Raw genomic sequence first — 14,395 nt, 5'->3', positions numbered from 1 at the left:
CTTTTTTTTAGGTGTTTCGATGAATAAATTAATCTTGTTTATAATCATCTTGGTGCTTTTTTCGATAAATTTTCCGATATGTGGTGCGGATTATGTTCGCGACCCCGAAATCTATCAATTTCAGCAGCTTCATCCGGCGGATTTCGGAGAGCCGCTTTGGTCTGAATCCGGGATCGACATCAATAATGTGACCGTTTACCGAACAGAAGATCCCGAAATCATTCGTCAAATGATTGAAAAAGGATTGGTTGACGTTCCCGAAGAATACGGTCAGATCCAAATAAATTCCGACGGGTATACCGATCGGGTTTTCATTGAAGCGCCGGAAATATCTTATGAAATCGTTTGGGTTGAAACCGTTTTTATTGAAAATCATAATGCGCCGAATATCGTTTTGTCGGAAAACCGTTATCTTCAAAATTTAAGTTCAAGCGAAAATTGGCGCTTCAAATTGTTAACATCCGGCGCTGTTCGGGCAAACGGACCTGGAACCGTCGGCACATATATTGATGAAACCGTTCATCTGCAAATCATATCAGATGCTTTTCTCCTGAACCGGACGGTTTCTAAAAGCGTCGATTTTAATGTTTCTGAATCATATTCTATGAAAACAGATTCTTTTTCTTATGATATTTCGGAAAATCAATGGATTGACATTACAAAATGGGAATTGTACGATCAAATCACGTTTGACGCTTACAATTATTTCGGATTTTCAAAAGGATCGGGAACAATTTTAGTTCCTTCCGGATATCTGATTCAAGTTGTTGAATTTAAAGAAGTTTGATTCTGATATTTCAGTCAAAACATTTTTATAAACTCCCTGCTGATTTAACGCTATGGAAATCTCGCAGGAAAAACTTCTCCGGTATCTCGGCATCGGTCAAATCTTGGCAGCTTTATTGTTTTTCGTTTATTTTGAACATCTCGGATACAATGTTTCATTTTCCGAATTGATGATTGCAGGCACATGTTTTGCAATCGGTATTGAAAAAACGGTTTTGCCGAATTATTGGAATAAATTATTTCTTGCGCTTTCCGCTTTCTTTTACATTTACGCCGTCGCAACGACATTTTTGAATTTCGGAATCCTTATTGACAGGTATGTCGGATTGGTTTCAGTTCTGTTGGTAGTTGTTTTGTCTTTCGTTTATTTGTATGTCAGACACAAAGCGGAAAAGAAAGCAGGCATTAAAAAAACACCGGAATTTAAGAATTTTTAATTTGCCATAGCTTCGGATTGAACATTTTAATCAGCCTGTCCTTCGCGCGCGCCGCCGCGACCTTCGCCGGCAAAAGACATTTTTATCATCAGCGCCATGTTGTTGTGAGGTGTGATGTTTTATGGAGATTAAAAAAGAATCCAAAATTTCTGCGGCAATCTTTCTAATATTGGTTGCGGTTGGCTTCGCCGTTAATTATTATTTCGAAATTGTTGCCGAAGGCTTCAGTTATTTTTCGCTCGGCATTATCATTATCGTTCCCGTTCTTATCGCGTTCGCGTATTCCGGCTTGAAATATTCGACAAAATGGATGACCGGTGCGATTGCGTTTTCTATCATTTTGTACGCCATGTATTTGTTCGGTGCGGATTGGCCGAATTGGATTCAAATGCTGGTCATTTTAATGTCAGGCGTTTATTTAATCGGCATGGCTTATTTGAAATCGAAGGCTGAAAAAGAATTTGGTCAGACGGAATGATTTATTTTAATCATTTCATTTGATTTTTTGATGATTTCATTTATTTTTTTGGTGATTTTATTTGCTAATCTCATGATTTGAAAATTTTATTTTTCGGCCGAACCGATACCTTTATTTAATATACATTTGAAAGATATTTGTTATGACATCTCCAAAAAAACAGAAACCCGATCTTCCGACATTGTTCATTTTAATGGCTATCGGTGTTCTTGTTGTTTGTTATCATTCTTTTTATTTGGGTCACTCTGTGGAATTTGTCGTCTTGCCAATCACGCTTGCGCCTATGCTTATTGCATGGGCGATGATACCTTCTAAAACTTCTCTTTGGTGGAATTTCGGATCGATTTTAGCAGCGGTCGGAGCTTATGGAATTTACTTCTTCGGACAAAATTTGAGTTTACGATACTTTCTCATTTATTGTATTATCGTTATCATTTTCGGTCTTTTTTTTGATATGCAAAATAATGCAGCTTATTGGAAACGTTTTAAAAATTGGAGCTCTAAAAAATCTAAACTTGAGAAAGAAGAATAAACAAAAAAGAAAAGATAAAGTATAATGAAAATGAAAGATTTTTACAATGAAAAAAGATTCAAAAATCAGATTACTTTTTTTAATTCCGCTTCTGCTTATTCTTGTTCAGCTTTTTTGCAGTTGGCATTTGGATATTTACGTGCCTTTCAGTATACCTTTGGTAGGTATTTGGGGCATTTTGCTTCTTCTTTATGTTGTTCTTGATCCTAAAAAAACCCGAAGCCCTGATTATTCTAGAATTTTGAGTTTTGTCGGATTAATGATCTCATTTTGTTCTCTCGGTGTTTATTTTTCTTATTATTTGGGGGTCTCTTTTAACGATGATATTTTGTTTTTAATTTTCTTAATCGCAGGCGTTTACGGTATTTTTTTGACTTGGTATAAAAACGGTGTGTGGGGTTAACGCTCGAATCTGTTTTTCAAAGTGAAATCTCTTTTTCTTTTCGAATTCCTCACGATTTTAAATGACCGTGTCAATCGTTTACATTTCATCTGGCCGTTGCTGTTTCTTCAAAATTGGCAAAACCTTTTTAATATAGTCTTTCTTTATTCGTTTTGCATTTTGGAGCTTTTTGCTTAAAACATATGTCAGAGGCATAGTTCCTGCCGCAGGATTTTATCACGATTGTTCATGGTTGAGTCCGGCAGCAGTTCAAAACCGGTTTAAAAATCATTATAAACCAATTGTTTTAACCAATTTGCTTATATATGGGGTAATGAATTGACTACTTTACCCTTTATCTGACGCGTAATTATTGCAATTGCAGTGATTATTCGTTAAAATAATATAGAGACGGTATTCGCATGGCTAATAATGAAATCTTATCTGAAATTAAAAAGGCAGAAGAAGATGCAAAAAAAGCGGTAAGCGAGGCCACCGAATCCAAGAATCAAAAAATTGCGCAGGCACGCACAGAAGCACGCCAAATCATCGAAGACGGTGAAGAAGACGCGGTGAAAACCGCTCAGAACGCCCTTCGTTCCGGCGAAGCTGAAATTGATGCCAAACGCAATGAGATTGTTGAAGAAGGTGTTCGCGAAGCCGAATCTGTAGCTATGAAATCCCAATCAAATATTCCAAAAGCCGTTAATTTTTTACTCGAGGAATTTGAAAGGGAGATACGCGTATGAGTTACCCGAAACGAATGACAAAGGTTTTGGTCGCCGGTCACAAGAGACATCTTGAGGCGACTGTTGACGCTTTATATGAGGCGGATTTGCTTCACGTAGAGGATTTTGTCGAAGGTGACAACTCTGATTTTGAAATCGGCATGCCGATTGAATACGGTGAAGAAGTCTCAAGAAAGCTCGTTAAAGTCCGTTCGATTGCAAACGTTTTAAACATCAAGCCGACCGCAGATACCGCGCCTTTAGCGGCGTCCGATATCTCAAAAGAACTTGATGCGAAATTGGAAGCAATGGACAGAGAAATTGACCGCAATTCAGAAGAATTAGCGAACCTTGATGCTCGCGTCAAAGATATCGAATCCGCTGAGAAAGAGCTTGCGCCTTTCCTTGCGTATGACATTGATTTGGAGTATTACAACGGTTACAATAATTTAGCTGTTTTTTCCGGTACGGTTTCCTCTCTTAACGAATCACGCATTCTTGAAATTACGGATGCCTACCAGCTTTTCACTGACCCGAGCTCTAAATTCTTCGTTTTGTTTGTTTCGAAGGAGTTCGAAAAGGACATTCAATCCGTCCTTGCCGACATGGGCTTTAGGGAAATGAAAGCGCCCGATAAATCCGGCTATCCTGCCGACATTTACGCCGCGCTTGAAGCTGAAAAATCAGAAATACAAGCACAGATTGAATCTTTAATTGCAGAGCGTGCGGCTCTTAACGAAAAATACGGAAACTTCATCCTTGCAAGCGATGAATTCCTCAGTATTTTGAGTGAGAAGGCCGAACTGCCTTTAAGAATTGCCACGTCCGAACACACGTTTGTCATTGAGGGGTGGGTCCCGACGAACAACTTTGATGAATTCACCGCGGCGGTTTCTGAAAAAACCGGTGACGGCGTTTACATTACAACACTTGAGGTTGACATGCATGACGAAAAAGAGATTGCAAAGATCCCGGTGGAGTATGAAAATTCAAAGTTTGCAAGTCCGATGGAAACGGTCGTTGATTTATATTCAAGACCGAGGTACAATGAAATTGACCCGTCATCTATTTTGGCCATTTCCTTCCCGTTAGTCTATGGTATGATTCTCGGCGATATCGGTTATGCGCTCGTTTTGATGGCCTTATCTCTTCTCGTGATGAAGTTCATGAAGTCGGACGGTGTTAAAAAATTAATGTACGTACTTATTTATTGTCAAATCTCAGCTTTGTTCTTCGGTATCATTTATGGTGAGTTTATGGGCTTCCCGCTTGCGGGGTTGATGTCTCACGGCGAGTATATTCCCGGTCTAATCCCCGGTCTTGAAACAATCGTCTTTGATTTCGGCTTGTTCCCGGATGAACCGTTTACGTTCCCGATTCACAGAACACACATGATTATGACATTTTTGATCGCAACAGCGGCGTTCGGTTTCTTGCATCTTAACGTCGGCTTTATTGTCGGATTCTTCGACATCAAAGGCCAGCACGGTGTTAAGCACGCGGTTCTCGAAAAGCTCAGCTGGATCGTTCTTGAAATTGGTGTCATCGCAGCAATCGTTGCATGGTACCTTGGACTCGGTACGGTCGGCATTGCCGTCGGTGCCATTATTGCAGTTATCGGTGTCGTTATGCTCGCTAAGGGCGAAGGTATCAAAGGACCGATTGAAATTCCGGGTCTTCTCGGAAACATTTTGTCCTATACGCGTATTATCGCGGTTGGTCTTTCTTCTATCTACATCGCATCAACTGTCAACGACATCGCCTTCGGCGGTCTTATTTGGACCCCGGCGGATGGTTTTAGTGTCATGATGTTTATCTCTATTTTGATTTTCATTCTTGGACACGCATTAAACTCTGTTCTGAGTATCATTGCTCCCGGTTTACACGCACTCAGATTACAGTATGTCGAATTCTTTGGCAAATTCTATGCCAGCGGGGGCAAAATTTACAAACCGTTTGGTCATTTAAAGAAATATATTTTGGAGGAATAAAATCATGGAATTTACAACAGAAGGTCTCGCAGCATTATCAAAAGCAATCGCAATCGTCGGTACAGGTTTCGCATCCGCATGGGCTGAAAAAATCATCGGTACAGCAGCGGTCGGCGCAATGGTCGAAAACGAATCCCTTTTCGGTAAGGCACTCGTTTTGACCGTTCTCCCTGAAACAATCGTTATCTTCGGTCTTGTCGTTGCAATTCTTATCTAAATTCAAAAAGTTAAGAGCGGGGACTTTATGTTCTCGCCCTTAATTTTTAAGGTGTTAGCATGGGATTGGAAATCGTATTAAATGATATTACTGAGGGCGCCAAAGCAGATGTCCGACGTATTAACGAAGAAGCAGAATCCGCTTCTGAGTTGATTATCGGAGAAGCTCGCCAGGCTTCCAAGGAAGCTCTGGGATCCCGTCTTGCCGAGGTTGAAGAAAAACTTGAACAACAACGCCAACAAGTATTATCAAGTGCCAATTTAGAGGTAAGACGCATTGCTTTAAACAAGCGTAAAACCTTGTTGGATCAAGTTTATGATCAAGCCCTTGAACAGATTAAAGAATTGCCTGCAGACAAAAATGAAGAATATCTCAAAGTCTTGATTGAAGCGAACGAAAAAGACGGTCATAGAATTTATTCAAACAAAGAATCTGAAAAAATCGTTAAGAAACTTTCTTCTTTGGAATACGGCGGAAACATTGATTGTATCGGCGGTATTGTCATCGAAAGCGAAGACGGAACGATTCGCTTGGATTTCACATATGATTTGATTGTTAAGAATACTTATGACAAATCATTAAAGTCTATTTCCGATATACTGAACGGGTGATTGCTGATGCTGAATGCGCAAAAGATTCGGGAATGCTCTGAATATGTCCAGGGGAAACTTCCTCCGCAAATTTCAAAGTATGTTCCTTCTCGTCTTCCGACATTCGGAAAAAGCTCTTCCAATTATCCGTACGCTGTGACACGTGTTCGTGCAATGAGAATCAAACTTTTCCCCCGCGATGCTTATCCCAGATTTTTAAACATGAGTTTGGATGAAATCACGCGTAAAATCGGTGAATCCGAATACAAGCGTGACATTGATGAACTCTCCCGGGAATACAGCGGCATTAATTTGATTGAACATGCATTGAACAGAAATATGGCAGAATCTTTCCAAAAAGTTTTGCAGATCACAGAAGGTGAACCGCATGAACTCGTTATGGAATATCTCCGTATTTTCGATATTGAAGATATTAAAACCATTCTCAGAGGAAAAGTGCACAACATTCCCGAAGACCAAATCTTACAGACTTTGGTGACGGGCGGTGTTCTCAGATACACTTTCTTGTCCGGTTTGGTTTCTAAATCTGTTGAAGAAATTATTGCATCATTCAAAGATTCTCCGTACGGACCGATTCTCAGTAAATTTGACGGAACAAACCTTCCGGAAATTGAAAACGAATTGGACAAATTCTATTATGAGAGTCTTTTTGAAGCTATCGGAATGCCGAGTTCTGCAGACCGTAAACAGTTCGATCAGTTCGTTCGAAGAGAAATCGACATCAAAAACTTAAATTTGCTTCTTCGCGTTAAAAAATACGAAGCCTTTGAAAACGCAGAAAACGCTGACACTCAGTGTATTGTTGAAGACGTTTCTTCAATGATGATTCCGCACGGTCTTTCATTGGACACGGACAAGCTGAAAAATTTATGCTATGATGATTTCGTTGAAGCGCTGCGCAAAACTCCTTACTGGGAAGTTGTCGGCACTGTTCTTGAAAACAAGGATCTTAAATCCGTTTCCTTGACAGACGTTGAAGCGCGCCTCTTGAAATACAATTTAACAATCGTGACTGAAAATTCTCGTCGTTTCTTAATCTCAATTATTCCGATTTTGGAATTCATCATTTACAAATCCAACGAAGTCCGCAATTTAAGAATTATCGTTCGCGGAAAATCGGTTGGCATGGACAATGAGTTAATCAAAGACCGGTTGGTGATTCTTTAATGGAAATTTCAGTTGTTGGAAGCAGTGATTTCGTTACGGGTTTCCGGCTTGCCGGTATCCGTAAAGTTTATGAAACGGATACGACAGGGGTAGAACCTGTTGTCCGCGCCGTTTTGGAAGACAAAGATGTCGGCATTCTTGTAATGCACAATGACGATGTTTCGAAACTGCCGGAGTCATTAAAAGCGTCTTTGAACGCTTCCGTTCAGCCAACCGTTGTGACGCTTGGCGGATCGGGTGAAGGCTCGACGAATTTAAGGGATAAAATAAAACAGGCGGTAGGTGTTGATCTTTGGAAGTAAAAGGTAAAGTTTATCGAGTGGCGGGACCTGTGGTTACCGTGGTCGACTTAGACACAAAGATGTACGATGTGGTTAAAGTCGGTCATGAAGGACTCATGGGCGAAGTCATTAAAATTGTTGGAAACAAATCCGTTGTCCAGGTTTACGAGGAAACCTCCGGTATCAAACCCGGCGAACCTGTCGAAAATACAGGCCTTCCTCTTTCTGTCGAACTCGGACCGGGTTTGCTTGAAAGTATCTACGACGGTATTCAGAGACCTCTCAGCGTCTTAAAAGACGAAATGGGCAACTTTATTAAAAGAGGTGTGTCCGCTGACGGTCTTAACCACGACAAATTCTGGGAATTTAAAGCATGCGTCAAAAAAGGCGACACTGTGAAGCCCGGAGATGTCATCGGTACCGTTCAGGAAACCGAAAACATTGAACACCGTATTATGGTGCCCCCGAACATGGCAGGCGGCGAAGTCGCTGAAATCAAGAGCGGCAAATATACGGTCGAAGATGTTGTTTGTAAATTGAAAGACGGAACGGAACTTAAAATGTCACACAAGTGGCCGGTTAGAGTTCCGAGACCCGTGACGAAAAAATTAGCTCCGAAAATCCCCTTGATTACCGGTCAGCGTGTCCTTGACGCAATGTTCCCGGTCGCAAAAGGCGGTACGGCAGCTATCCCCGGACCGTTCGGTTCCGGAAAGACTGTGACGCAGCAGCAGCTTGCAAAATGGTCTGACGCAAACATTGTGGTCTACATCGGCTGTGGTGAACGCGGCAACGAAATGGCGGAAGTTTTGAACGAGTTCCCGGAACTCGAAGACCCGCAGACCGGACGCCCGCTCATGGAACGTACGGTTTTGATTGCCAACACGTCCAACATGCCTGTGGCCGCTCGTGAAGCATCCGTTTATACCGGTATCACAATTGCCGAGTATTTCCGTGACATGGGTTACGACATTGCTTTGATGGCCGACTCAACTTCCCGTTGGGCCGAAGCTATGAGAGAAATTTCATCCCGTCTTGAAGAAATGCCCGGTGAAGAAGGTTATCCGGCTTACTTGTCCGCTCGTTTGGCAGAATTCTACGAACGTGCCGGTGTCGCTCAGTCCTTGAACGACGCGGAAGGTTCGATTACCGTTATCGGTGCGGTTTCTCCGGCCGGCGGTGACTTCTCCGAACCTGTGACGCAGAACACGCTCCGTATCGTGAAAGTGTTCTGGGCTTTGGATGCAAAGCTTTCTCAGAAGAGACACTTCCCTGCGATTAACTGGCTCAACAGTTACACGCTTTACATGGACACACTCGCTCCCTGGTACACGGAAAACGTGGCGCCTGACTGGAACGACCTCAGAGGAAAAGCAATGGAAATCCTCCAGCTTGAAGCAGAACTTTTAGAAATCGTTCAGTTGGTCGGATCCGACGCATTGCCGGAATCTCAGCAGGTTTCAATGGAAGCTGCTCGTATGATTCGTGAAATCTTCCTTCAGCAGAACTCTTTCCACCCCGTTGACACATACTGTTCATTTGACAAACAGTACAAGCTCCTCAAGAGCATCATGAGATGGAACGAACTTGCCGAGAAGTATTTGACAGACGGCGCGCCCATTAAAGACTTGGTCGCAATGGATTCCAAAGCAGAACTTGCCAAGATCAAGTACGAAGAAAACTTCGATGCAATGTTGGCTGATGTCATGAACAAGATGGAAGCGGAATTCGCAGAAATCGGTAGCGGAGGTTATTAAAATGGTCAAAGAATACAAGACGATTACACAAGTCGCAGGTCCGTTGATTTTCGTTGAGAAAACAGAACCTGTCGGTTACGGTGAATTCGTGAACATCCGCTTGGCTGACGGCACAATCAAAAGAGGAGAAGTTTTGGACACCTCCGAAGATGTCGTCGTTGTTCAGGTTTACGAAGGTACCGGCGGTCTTAACAAAGACTGCGCTGTGACTTTCACCGGTGACAGTTTGAAACTTCCGGCATCTATTGACTTGCTCGGAAGAATCTTGTCCGGTTCCGGCCAGCCCAGAGACGGCGGTCCGCAGATTGTCCCTGAAAAGATGATGGACATCTACGGCGCTGCAATGAACCCGTATTCCCGCGCACAGCCGGAAGAGTTCATTCAAACCGGTATTTCTACTATTGATGGTACCAACACTTTGGTCCGCGGTCAGAAACTTCCGATTTTCTCAGGCGCAGGTCTTCCCCATATGGAAATCGCCCTTCAGATTGCCCGTCAGGCACAGGTTCCCGGTTCCACCGAGAAGTTCGCTGTCGTTTTCGCGGCAATGGGTATTACCAACGAAGAAGCGCAGCACGCAATGGCTGACTTTGAGAAAACCGGCGCTCTTGAGCGCGCAGTCGTTTTCCTCAACCTTGCGGACGACCCGGCTGTCGAGCGTTTGATTACGCCGAAAATGGCCCTCACAACTGCCGAATATTTGGCTTATGAGCACGATATGCACGTTCTCGTTATCTTAACGGACGTGACAAACTATTGTGAAGCTCTCCGTCAGATGGGCGCAGCGCGTGAAGAAGTTCCCGCAAGACGCGGTTACCCGGGTTACATGTACACTGACTTGGCCGGTATCTATGAGCGTGCCGGTGTTATTAAGGGCAACAAAGGATCCGTTACTCAGATCCCGATTTTAACAATGCCCGGCGATGACATCACACACCCGATTCCCGACTTGTCCGGTTACATTACCGAAGGCCAGATTGTGGTTTCTCAGGAATTGCACAGAAAAGGCATTTATCCGCCGATCAACGTTTTGCCGTCCCTTTCCCGTTTAATGAACTCGGGTATCGGTAACGGTAAGACCAGAGAAGATCACAAGGCGGTTTCCGACCAGCTTTATGCCGGTTACGCCGAAGGCCGTGACCTCAGAGGTCTCGTGGCAATCGTCGGTAAGGAAGCTTTGTCTGAACGCGATAAGAAAATTTTGGAATTCGCTGATTTGTTCGAAGACCAGTTCGTTCGTCAGGGACGTACCGAAAACAGATCTATTGAAGACACTTTAAATGTCGGTTGGAACATTCTTTCCAGTTTGCCCAAAGCTTACCTTGGAAGAATTGATAACAAGTACATTGACAAGTATTATCCGGAAAACAATGCTGAGTGATGGCAATGGCAGTTCAAGATGTAAAGCCGACTCGTTCCGAACTTCAGGATCTCCAAAAGAGAATTAAGCTCTCTCAGAACGGTTATAAACTGCTCAAAATGAAGAGAGACGGTTTGATTTTGGAGTTCTTCAAAATCCTGAATCAGGCGCGAGGGGTTAGAGAAGAGTTGGATGCAGCGTACACAAACGCTGTTGAAAAAGTCAACTTGGCCTCAGCCGTAGACGGGTCTTTTACCCTCAAATCGGCCTCTTTCGCTGTCGACGCCGTTCCGACCATTGAACTCAAAAGCACGAACATTATGGGTGTCGTGGTTCCGAAAATTGAAGGATCCGACGTCCACAAGGCAATCCACCAGCGTGGTTACGGTCTTGTCGGTACCGACTCCTATATTGACGATGTGGCTGACGCTTATGAAATTCTCGTCGAGAAAATCATCGTCGCCGCCGAACTTGAAACAACCATGAAAAGACTCCTTGACGACATTGAGAAAACCAAGCGCCGTGTTAACGCCTTGGAATTCAAAGTTATCCCCGAGTTTCAGGAACAAGTCAAGTTCATCCGTCTCCGCCTTGAGGAAATGGAAAGAGAAAGCATGTCAAGTTTAAAGAAAATTAAGAAGAAAAAAGCCGCTCAGGCTTAAACGCAGAAGAATTTTATTCTTCTGTTTTTCTTTTCTCTTTTTTGGATTAATTTTTCGTAAGCATTTTTGTTTGAACTTTTTTCGTTTTTAATCAATTTTATTCTTGATTAATCTATTCAAAAATCATTTTTAATAAAGATTTGTTTCAGGACAATTTCTGCCGTTCTTTTTTTGATTATTGTTCTTTCTAAAAAATTACTTGTTTCTTCTCCAGAGCTTTTATATAATATTGGACAAATGATTGACTGTGTGAAATATTTTTTGAAAATGCAGTTTGACAGGTATCGGGTAAAAATGACAGGTCTTTATAACCAAAGCGAAAAAACCAATACAATTGTTTTCATAATCCTCGCAGTTGTTTACGTTATTTGTTTTTCCGTTTATTTCAAATCATATCATTTTTCTCATACTTATGAACGGGTTGCTCTTGGAATTTTTACAACAATTTTGATTTTCGGACCGGTATTGTACGGATTGTATTCTCAAAATGTCAAAAAATCGTTTTTATTCGCTATCTTGACAGCCTGTCCTTTTTTAGTGTCGGCTTTCTTGGGATTATTGGCAATGATAAACGGTGATTTTTTTAATAATTTTTATCTGTTTGTCGGCTCTTATCTGTTTTCTTTTGCCGTTTTTTTAGTCACCGGTATTTTGACGGCTTGGCTTGGCGCAACTTATCAGCCGGGAAAAGTCATTGAGATTGGCTTCAGCTCTTATAAACTTCCGGTTTACAGTTTGTTATTCTTGGCAGGGCTGATTGTTTTTTCATTTTTATTTTTAATCACGGGATCGCTTTCTTTCGGCATTCATATTCATTAATTGCGGAGAAATTTTTATGGCAGGGCTATTCAATCAATCGGAAAATCGAAATAATTTGATTTTTGCCGGACTTCTTTTACTGTTAATTTTATGTTTTTTGATATTGCCGTATTTGTTTTTCTTTGTTCTTTTTTTCGGGAGTTTGGGCTATGCCGTTTACTCTCAAAATCGTTTGAAATCTGTGCTGCTTACAATTTGCATGCTTCTGCTTTTCTATTCTTACATTGTTGTTTTAGGAACTTCCGAACGGTCTGAAATATGGATGTTTGCCGAAAATTTAATTTCAGTGTCTCCTTTCGTGATCCCCTTTTGCCTTGCAGTTTTTTTTGCCGCCGATGGAAATTCGGACGGCAGAAAAAAAGTTTTTAATTATTTGTTTACCGCCGGAATGATTGCATTTATTGGGATTGTTTTCCTTTCGGGAATTAATTGACAACAATGGATGATACAGAATACAATCAATGTACTTTTAGACATTTTTCACATATTCTTTTAATTTCTACACTTTTGTATTATTATTTTGCCGAGTTGCACAACTCTTATATAACATTTGAAAAATCTTTAACGACAAGGGTTGTTTTTAGAAAAAGGAGCTGTTTCATCACTCAGTTTGACAATTTAAATTCGTTTTTGGTGATTTCAATGAATATTCAATATTTAAAAGAAAATAAAAAATATTTTTTTGCAGGACTGGTATTTCTCTTCCTTGTTTTGTATATTCCTCTTTATTTTATTCATTCCGAGATTTTTGTTTTAATTATATTATTGTGTTCAATTTCTGTTGTTCTTTTTGGCGGAGCCCTTTACGGACTTATTACAAAAGATAAATATGGGGCGGCATTGCTCGGGTTTTTATTTCCAGCAATGCGCGGCATTTTTGATTTATTGACTTTCGAGCCTGGAATTGATTCTTACGTGCGCGATTTTCTAATTTATTGCATTGCTTTGTCAACTGCTCTTCATTTCTTTGTCATAGCTTTACTATGCGCTGCTGCCGGGTGGTTCGCTTCGGTGACAAGTGAAAATAAAAATTATCGCATTCTTTGTTATGCTGTTACGATTTTGTTATTGGCAGGATCAGTTTATTTTGTTTTCAATCCTTTGGATTCTTTCTTTTTTTCGATATCTGAAATGATTTTGATACGCATTGGAGTTCCATATTGAAAAGTATAAAATATTAGATTTATGAGATTTTTCTCAAATTTTTAATTTTTTTAGTTAAAGGCAATTGGTAATTATGAGTCTCTATAAAATTTACACAGTTATGGCATTTCTTTTGCTCTGTTTCGTCATTTACATAGCGTTAAGTGACGAATCTGCCGTTCACAATTTACCGCATTTGGCAAATTGGTCTATTCTCTTTGTCTCTACTTTCTTCTTTAAACCGGCTGTCGAGTTATTAAACCAAAAAGACAAAGAGTTGTCTTTCTTTGTCCGAACATTTCTTTGCAGCGTCGTTGCTGCTTTGTGGGGCATTTTCTTAATTTACGTTAAACGCTCGGATCTGTTGGACTACAATGAAGCTTACTCTGTCGGACGGTTTGTTTATGTTTTCGGAACCGTTGCAGTGAGTTGTTTAATTGCTTTTGTACCGATGAAGATTTTATTCGGTTCAAATGTCAAAAAAGCCGTTTAAATGAATAATGGAAGAGGTTTTAATGATTGATTTAACAACGGAATTTACGATTGCTTTAATCAAAGCTTTCGTTATTCTTTTTGTTCCATGGATTCTTGCCGCCGTTTTTTTAATCCTTTTGTTTTTCATCATTAAAAAAATGAATCAAAAAAACCTTGAAAAAATACGCTCAAATTTGATTGTTTTCCTTTTAGGAGCCGCAGCGTTTTGCCTTTTTATCTTTCTCAAAAGCGGAATCATTCTTCTGTTTGTCATTCTCGGGCCGCTTTTATACGGTCTCTTTTCAAGAAACAGAATTCTTTCAGCTTTGTTCGGCGCGTTACTGCCTTCGATTTGGATTCTTTCTTATTTATTCATCAGCGTTGATGAATTCAAAAGAGCGTTTATGCCTTATTTTTTCGTGATTATTGTTTTGTCCGGTCTTTCCGGATTCTTTGCCGGCGCGTCTTTCATCGAAAATGATGATCTCTTGAAATTCAATTATTTGGCGGCGATTGCGTGTACGGTGGCCACCATTTTTTGGATACTGACAGGAATTAATTAAAGGTGAA

General features: G+C 41.0%; 18 protein-coding genes. All 18 read left to right on the top strand.

Going from position 1 to position 14,395, the window contains the following annotated elements; genetic code table 11:
• Positions 1-19 precede the first annotated feature (19 nt).
• The 18 genes from MmiEs2_RS06370 (at position 20) to MmiEs2_RS06285 (ending at position 14,388) form a co-directional block, all read left to right on the top strand.
• Positions 20-787 (top strand): hypothetical protein, encoded by a 768-nt coding sequence (locus tag MmiEs2_RS06370; RefSeq protein WP_316559040.1) that lies wholly within the window; start codon positions 20-22, stop codon positions 785-787.
• A 52-nt stretch (positions 788-839) separates the two neighbouring features.
• Complete coding sequence (locus tag MmiEs2_RS06365; protein ID WP_316559039.1) at positions 840-1,223, top strand: hypothetical protein; 384 nt, start codon at positions 840-842, stop codon at positions 1,221-1,223.
• Positions 1,224-1,344: 121 nt separating this feature from the next.
• Positions 1,345-1,701, top strand: a complete 357-nt coding sequence (locus MmiEs2_RS06360; RefSeq protein ID WP_316559038.1) for a hypothetical protein — start codon at positions 1,345-1,347, stop codon at positions 1,699-1,701.
• Between the two features lie 142 nt (positions 1,702-1,843).
• Entirely contained in the window at positions 1,844-2,233 is a 390-nt protein-coding gene (locus tag MmiEs2_RS06355) for a hypothetical protein (RefSeq protein ID WP_316559037.1), read from the top strand.
• Between the two features lie 46 nt (positions 2,234-2,279).
• The gene (locus MmiEs2_RS06350; RefSeq protein ID WP_316559036.1) at positions 2,280-2,636 is read left to right on the top strand and encodes a hypothetical protein; all 357 of its coding nucleotides are present in this window, start codon (positions 2,280-2,282) and stop codon (positions 2,634-2,636) included.
• 401 nt (positions 2,637-3,037) lie between these two features.
• Positions 3,038-3,364 (top strand): ATP synthase archaeal subunit H, encoded by a 327-nt coding sequence (ahaH, locus tag MmiEs2_RS06345; protein WP_316559035.1) that lies wholly within the window; start codon positions 3,038-3,040, stop codon positions 3,362-3,364.
• Positions 3,361-5,334 (top strand): V-type ATP synthase subunit I, encoded by a 1,974-nt coding sequence (locus MmiEs2_RS06340; RefSeq protein WP_316559034.1) that lies wholly within the window; start codon positions 3,361-3,363, stop codon positions 5,332-5,334. Before ahaH ends, MmiEs2_RS06340 begins: the two co-directional genes overlap by 4 nt.
• A gap of 4 nt (positions 5,335-5,338) precedes the next feature.
• Positions 5,339-5,551 carry a V-type ATP synthase subunit K gene (locus tag MmiEs2_RS06335; RefSeq protein ID WP_316559033.1) on the top strand — a complete coding sequence of 71 codons (213 nt, stop codon included), beginning with the start codon at positions 5,339-5,341 and terminating at the stop codon, positions 5,549-5,551.
• Positions 5,552-5,610: 59 nt separating this feature from the next.
• Positions 5,611-6,162: a V-type ATP synthase subunit E gene (locus MmiEs2_RS06330; protein WP_316559032.1), complete on the top strand. Its 552-nt coding sequence runs from the start codon at positions 5,611-5,613 to the stop codon at positions 6,160-6,162.
• Between the two features lie 6 nt (positions 6,163-6,168).
• Complete coding sequence (gene ahaC, locus MmiEs2_RS06325; protein WP_316559031.1) at positions 6,169-7,329, top strand: ATP synthase A1 subunit C; 1,161 nt, start codon at positions 6,169-6,171, stop codon at positions 7,327-7,329.
• A complete protein-coding gene (locus MmiEs2_RS06320) occupies positions 7,329-7,631 on the top strand; it encodes a V-type ATP synthase subunit F (protein ID WP_316559030.1) in 303 nt (100 codons plus the stop codon). Before ahaC ends, MmiEs2_RS06320 begins: the two co-directional genes overlap by 1 nt.
• Positions 7,622-9,367, top strand: a complete 1,746-nt coding sequence (locus MmiEs2_RS06315) for an ATP synthase subunit A (protein WP_316559029.1) — start codon at positions 7,622-7,624, stop codon at positions 9,365-9,367. Before MmiEs2_RS06320 ends, MmiEs2_RS06315 begins: the two co-directional genes overlap by 10 nt.
• A gap of 1 nt (position 9,368) precedes the next feature.
• Positions 9,369-10,748 carry a V-type ATP synthase subunit B gene (locus MmiEs2_RS06310; RefSeq protein WP_316559028.1) on the top strand — a complete coding sequence of 460 codons (1,380 nt, stop codon included), beginning with the start codon at positions 9,369-9,371 and terminating at the stop codon, positions 10,746-10,748.
• A gap of 5 nt (positions 10,749-10,753) precedes the next feature.
• Positions 10,754-11,389, top strand: coding sequence for a V-type ATP synthase subunit D (locus MmiEs2_RS06305; RefSeq protein WP_316559027.1), 636 nt, complete (start codon positions 10,754-10,756; stop codon positions 11,387-11,389).
• Positions 11,390-11,683: 294 nt separating this feature from the next.
• Positions 11,684-12,208: a hypothetical protein gene (locus tag MmiEs2_RS06300; RefSeq protein ID WP_316559026.1), complete on the top strand. Its 525-nt coding sequence runs from the start codon at positions 11,684-11,686 to the stop codon at positions 12,206-12,208.
• A 429-nt stretch (positions 12,209-12,637) separates the two neighbouring features.
• A complete protein-coding gene (locus MmiEs2_RS06295) occupies positions 12,638-13,372 on the top strand; it encodes a hypothetical protein (protein ID WP_316559025.1) in 735 nt (244 codons plus the stop codon).
• A 73-nt stretch (positions 13,373-13,445) separates the two neighbouring features.
• On the top strand, positions 13,446-13,844 hold the full coding sequence (locus MmiEs2_RS06290; protein WP_316559024.1) for a hypothetical protein: 399 nt from the start codon (positions 13,446-13,448) through the stop codon (positions 13,842-13,844).
• A gap of 22 nt (positions 13,845-13,866) precedes the next feature.
• Positions 13,867-14,388: a hypothetical protein gene (locus MmiEs2_RS06285; RefSeq protein WP_316559023.1), complete on the top strand. Its 522-nt coding sequence runs from the start codon at positions 13,867-13,869 to the stop codon at positions 14,386-14,388.
• The last annotated feature ends 7 nt before the right edge of the window (positions 14,389-14,395 follow it).

The sequence above is a fragment of the Methanimicrococcus stummii genome, from assembly GCF_032594435.1.
Taxonomy (GTDB): domain Archaea; phylum Halobacteriota; class Methanosarcinia; order Methanosarcinales; family Methanosarcinaceae; genus Methanimicrococcus; species Methanimicrococcus stummii.
The sequence above is the reverse complement of the archived record's forward strand: the minus strand, read 5'-3'. Positions and strand labels throughout refer to the sequence as shown.

Coding starts and splice junctions, on each gene's coding strand:
- MmiEs2_RS06370 (WP_316559040.1), top strand. CDS start 20: ATGAATAAATTAATCTTGTTTATAATCATCTTGGTGCTTTTTTCGATA.
- MmiEs2_RS06365 (WP_316559039.1), top strand. CDS start 840: ATGGAAATCTCGCAGGAAAAACTTCTCCGGTATCTCGGCATCGGTCAA.
- MmiEs2_RS06360 (WP_316559038.1), top strand. CDS start 1,345: ATGGAGATTAAAAAAGAATCCAAAATTTCTGCGGCAATCTTTCTAATA.
- MmiEs2_RS06355 (WP_316559037.1), top strand. CDS start 1,844: ATGACATCTCCAAAAAAACAGAAACCCGATCTTCCGACATTGTTCATT.
- MmiEs2_RS06350 (WP_316559036.1), top strand. CDS start 2,280: ATGAAAAAAGATTCAAAAATCAGATTACTTTTTTTAATTCCGCTTCTG.
- ahaH (WP_316559035.1), top strand. CDS start 3,038: ATGGCTAATAATGAAATCTTATCTGAAATTAAAAAGGCAGAAGAAGAT.
- MmiEs2_RS06340 (WP_316559034.1), top strand. CDS start 3,361: ATGAGTTACCCGAAACGAATGACAAAGGTTTTGGTCGCCGGTCACAAG.
- MmiEs2_RS06335 (WP_316559033.1), top strand. CDS start 5,339: ATGGAATTTACAACAGAAGGTCTCGCAGCATTATCAAAAGCAATCGCA.
- MmiEs2_RS06330 (WP_316559032.1), top strand. CDS start 5,611: ATGGGATTGGAAATCGTATTAAATGATATTACTGAGGGCGCCAAAGCA.
- ahaC (WP_316559031.1), top strand. CDS start 6,169: ATGCTGAATGCGCAAAAGATTCGGGAATGCTCTGAATATGTCCAGGGG.
- MmiEs2_RS06320 (WP_316559030.1), top strand. CDS start 7,329: ATGGAAATTTCAGTTGTTGGAAGCAGTGATTTCGTTACGGGTTTCCGG.
- MmiEs2_RS06310 (WP_316559028.1), top strand. CDS start 9,369: ATGGTCAAAGAATACAAGACGATTACACAAGTCGCAGGTCCGTTGATT.
- MmiEs2_RS06305 (WP_316559027.1), top strand. CDS start 10,754: ATGGCAGTTCAAGATGTAAAGCCGACTCGTTCCGAACTTCAGGATCTC.
- MmiEs2_RS06300 (WP_316559026.1), top strand. CDS start 11,684: ATGACAGGTCTTTATAACCAAAGCGAAAAAACCAATACAATTGTTTTC.
- MmiEs2_RS06290 (WP_316559024.1), top strand. CDS start 13,446: ATGAGTCTCTATAAAATTTACACAGTTATGGCATTTCTTTTGCTCTGT.
- MmiEs2_RS06285 (WP_316559023.1), top strand. CDS start 13,867: ATGATTGATTTAACAACGGAATTTACGATTGCTTTAATCAAAGCTTTC.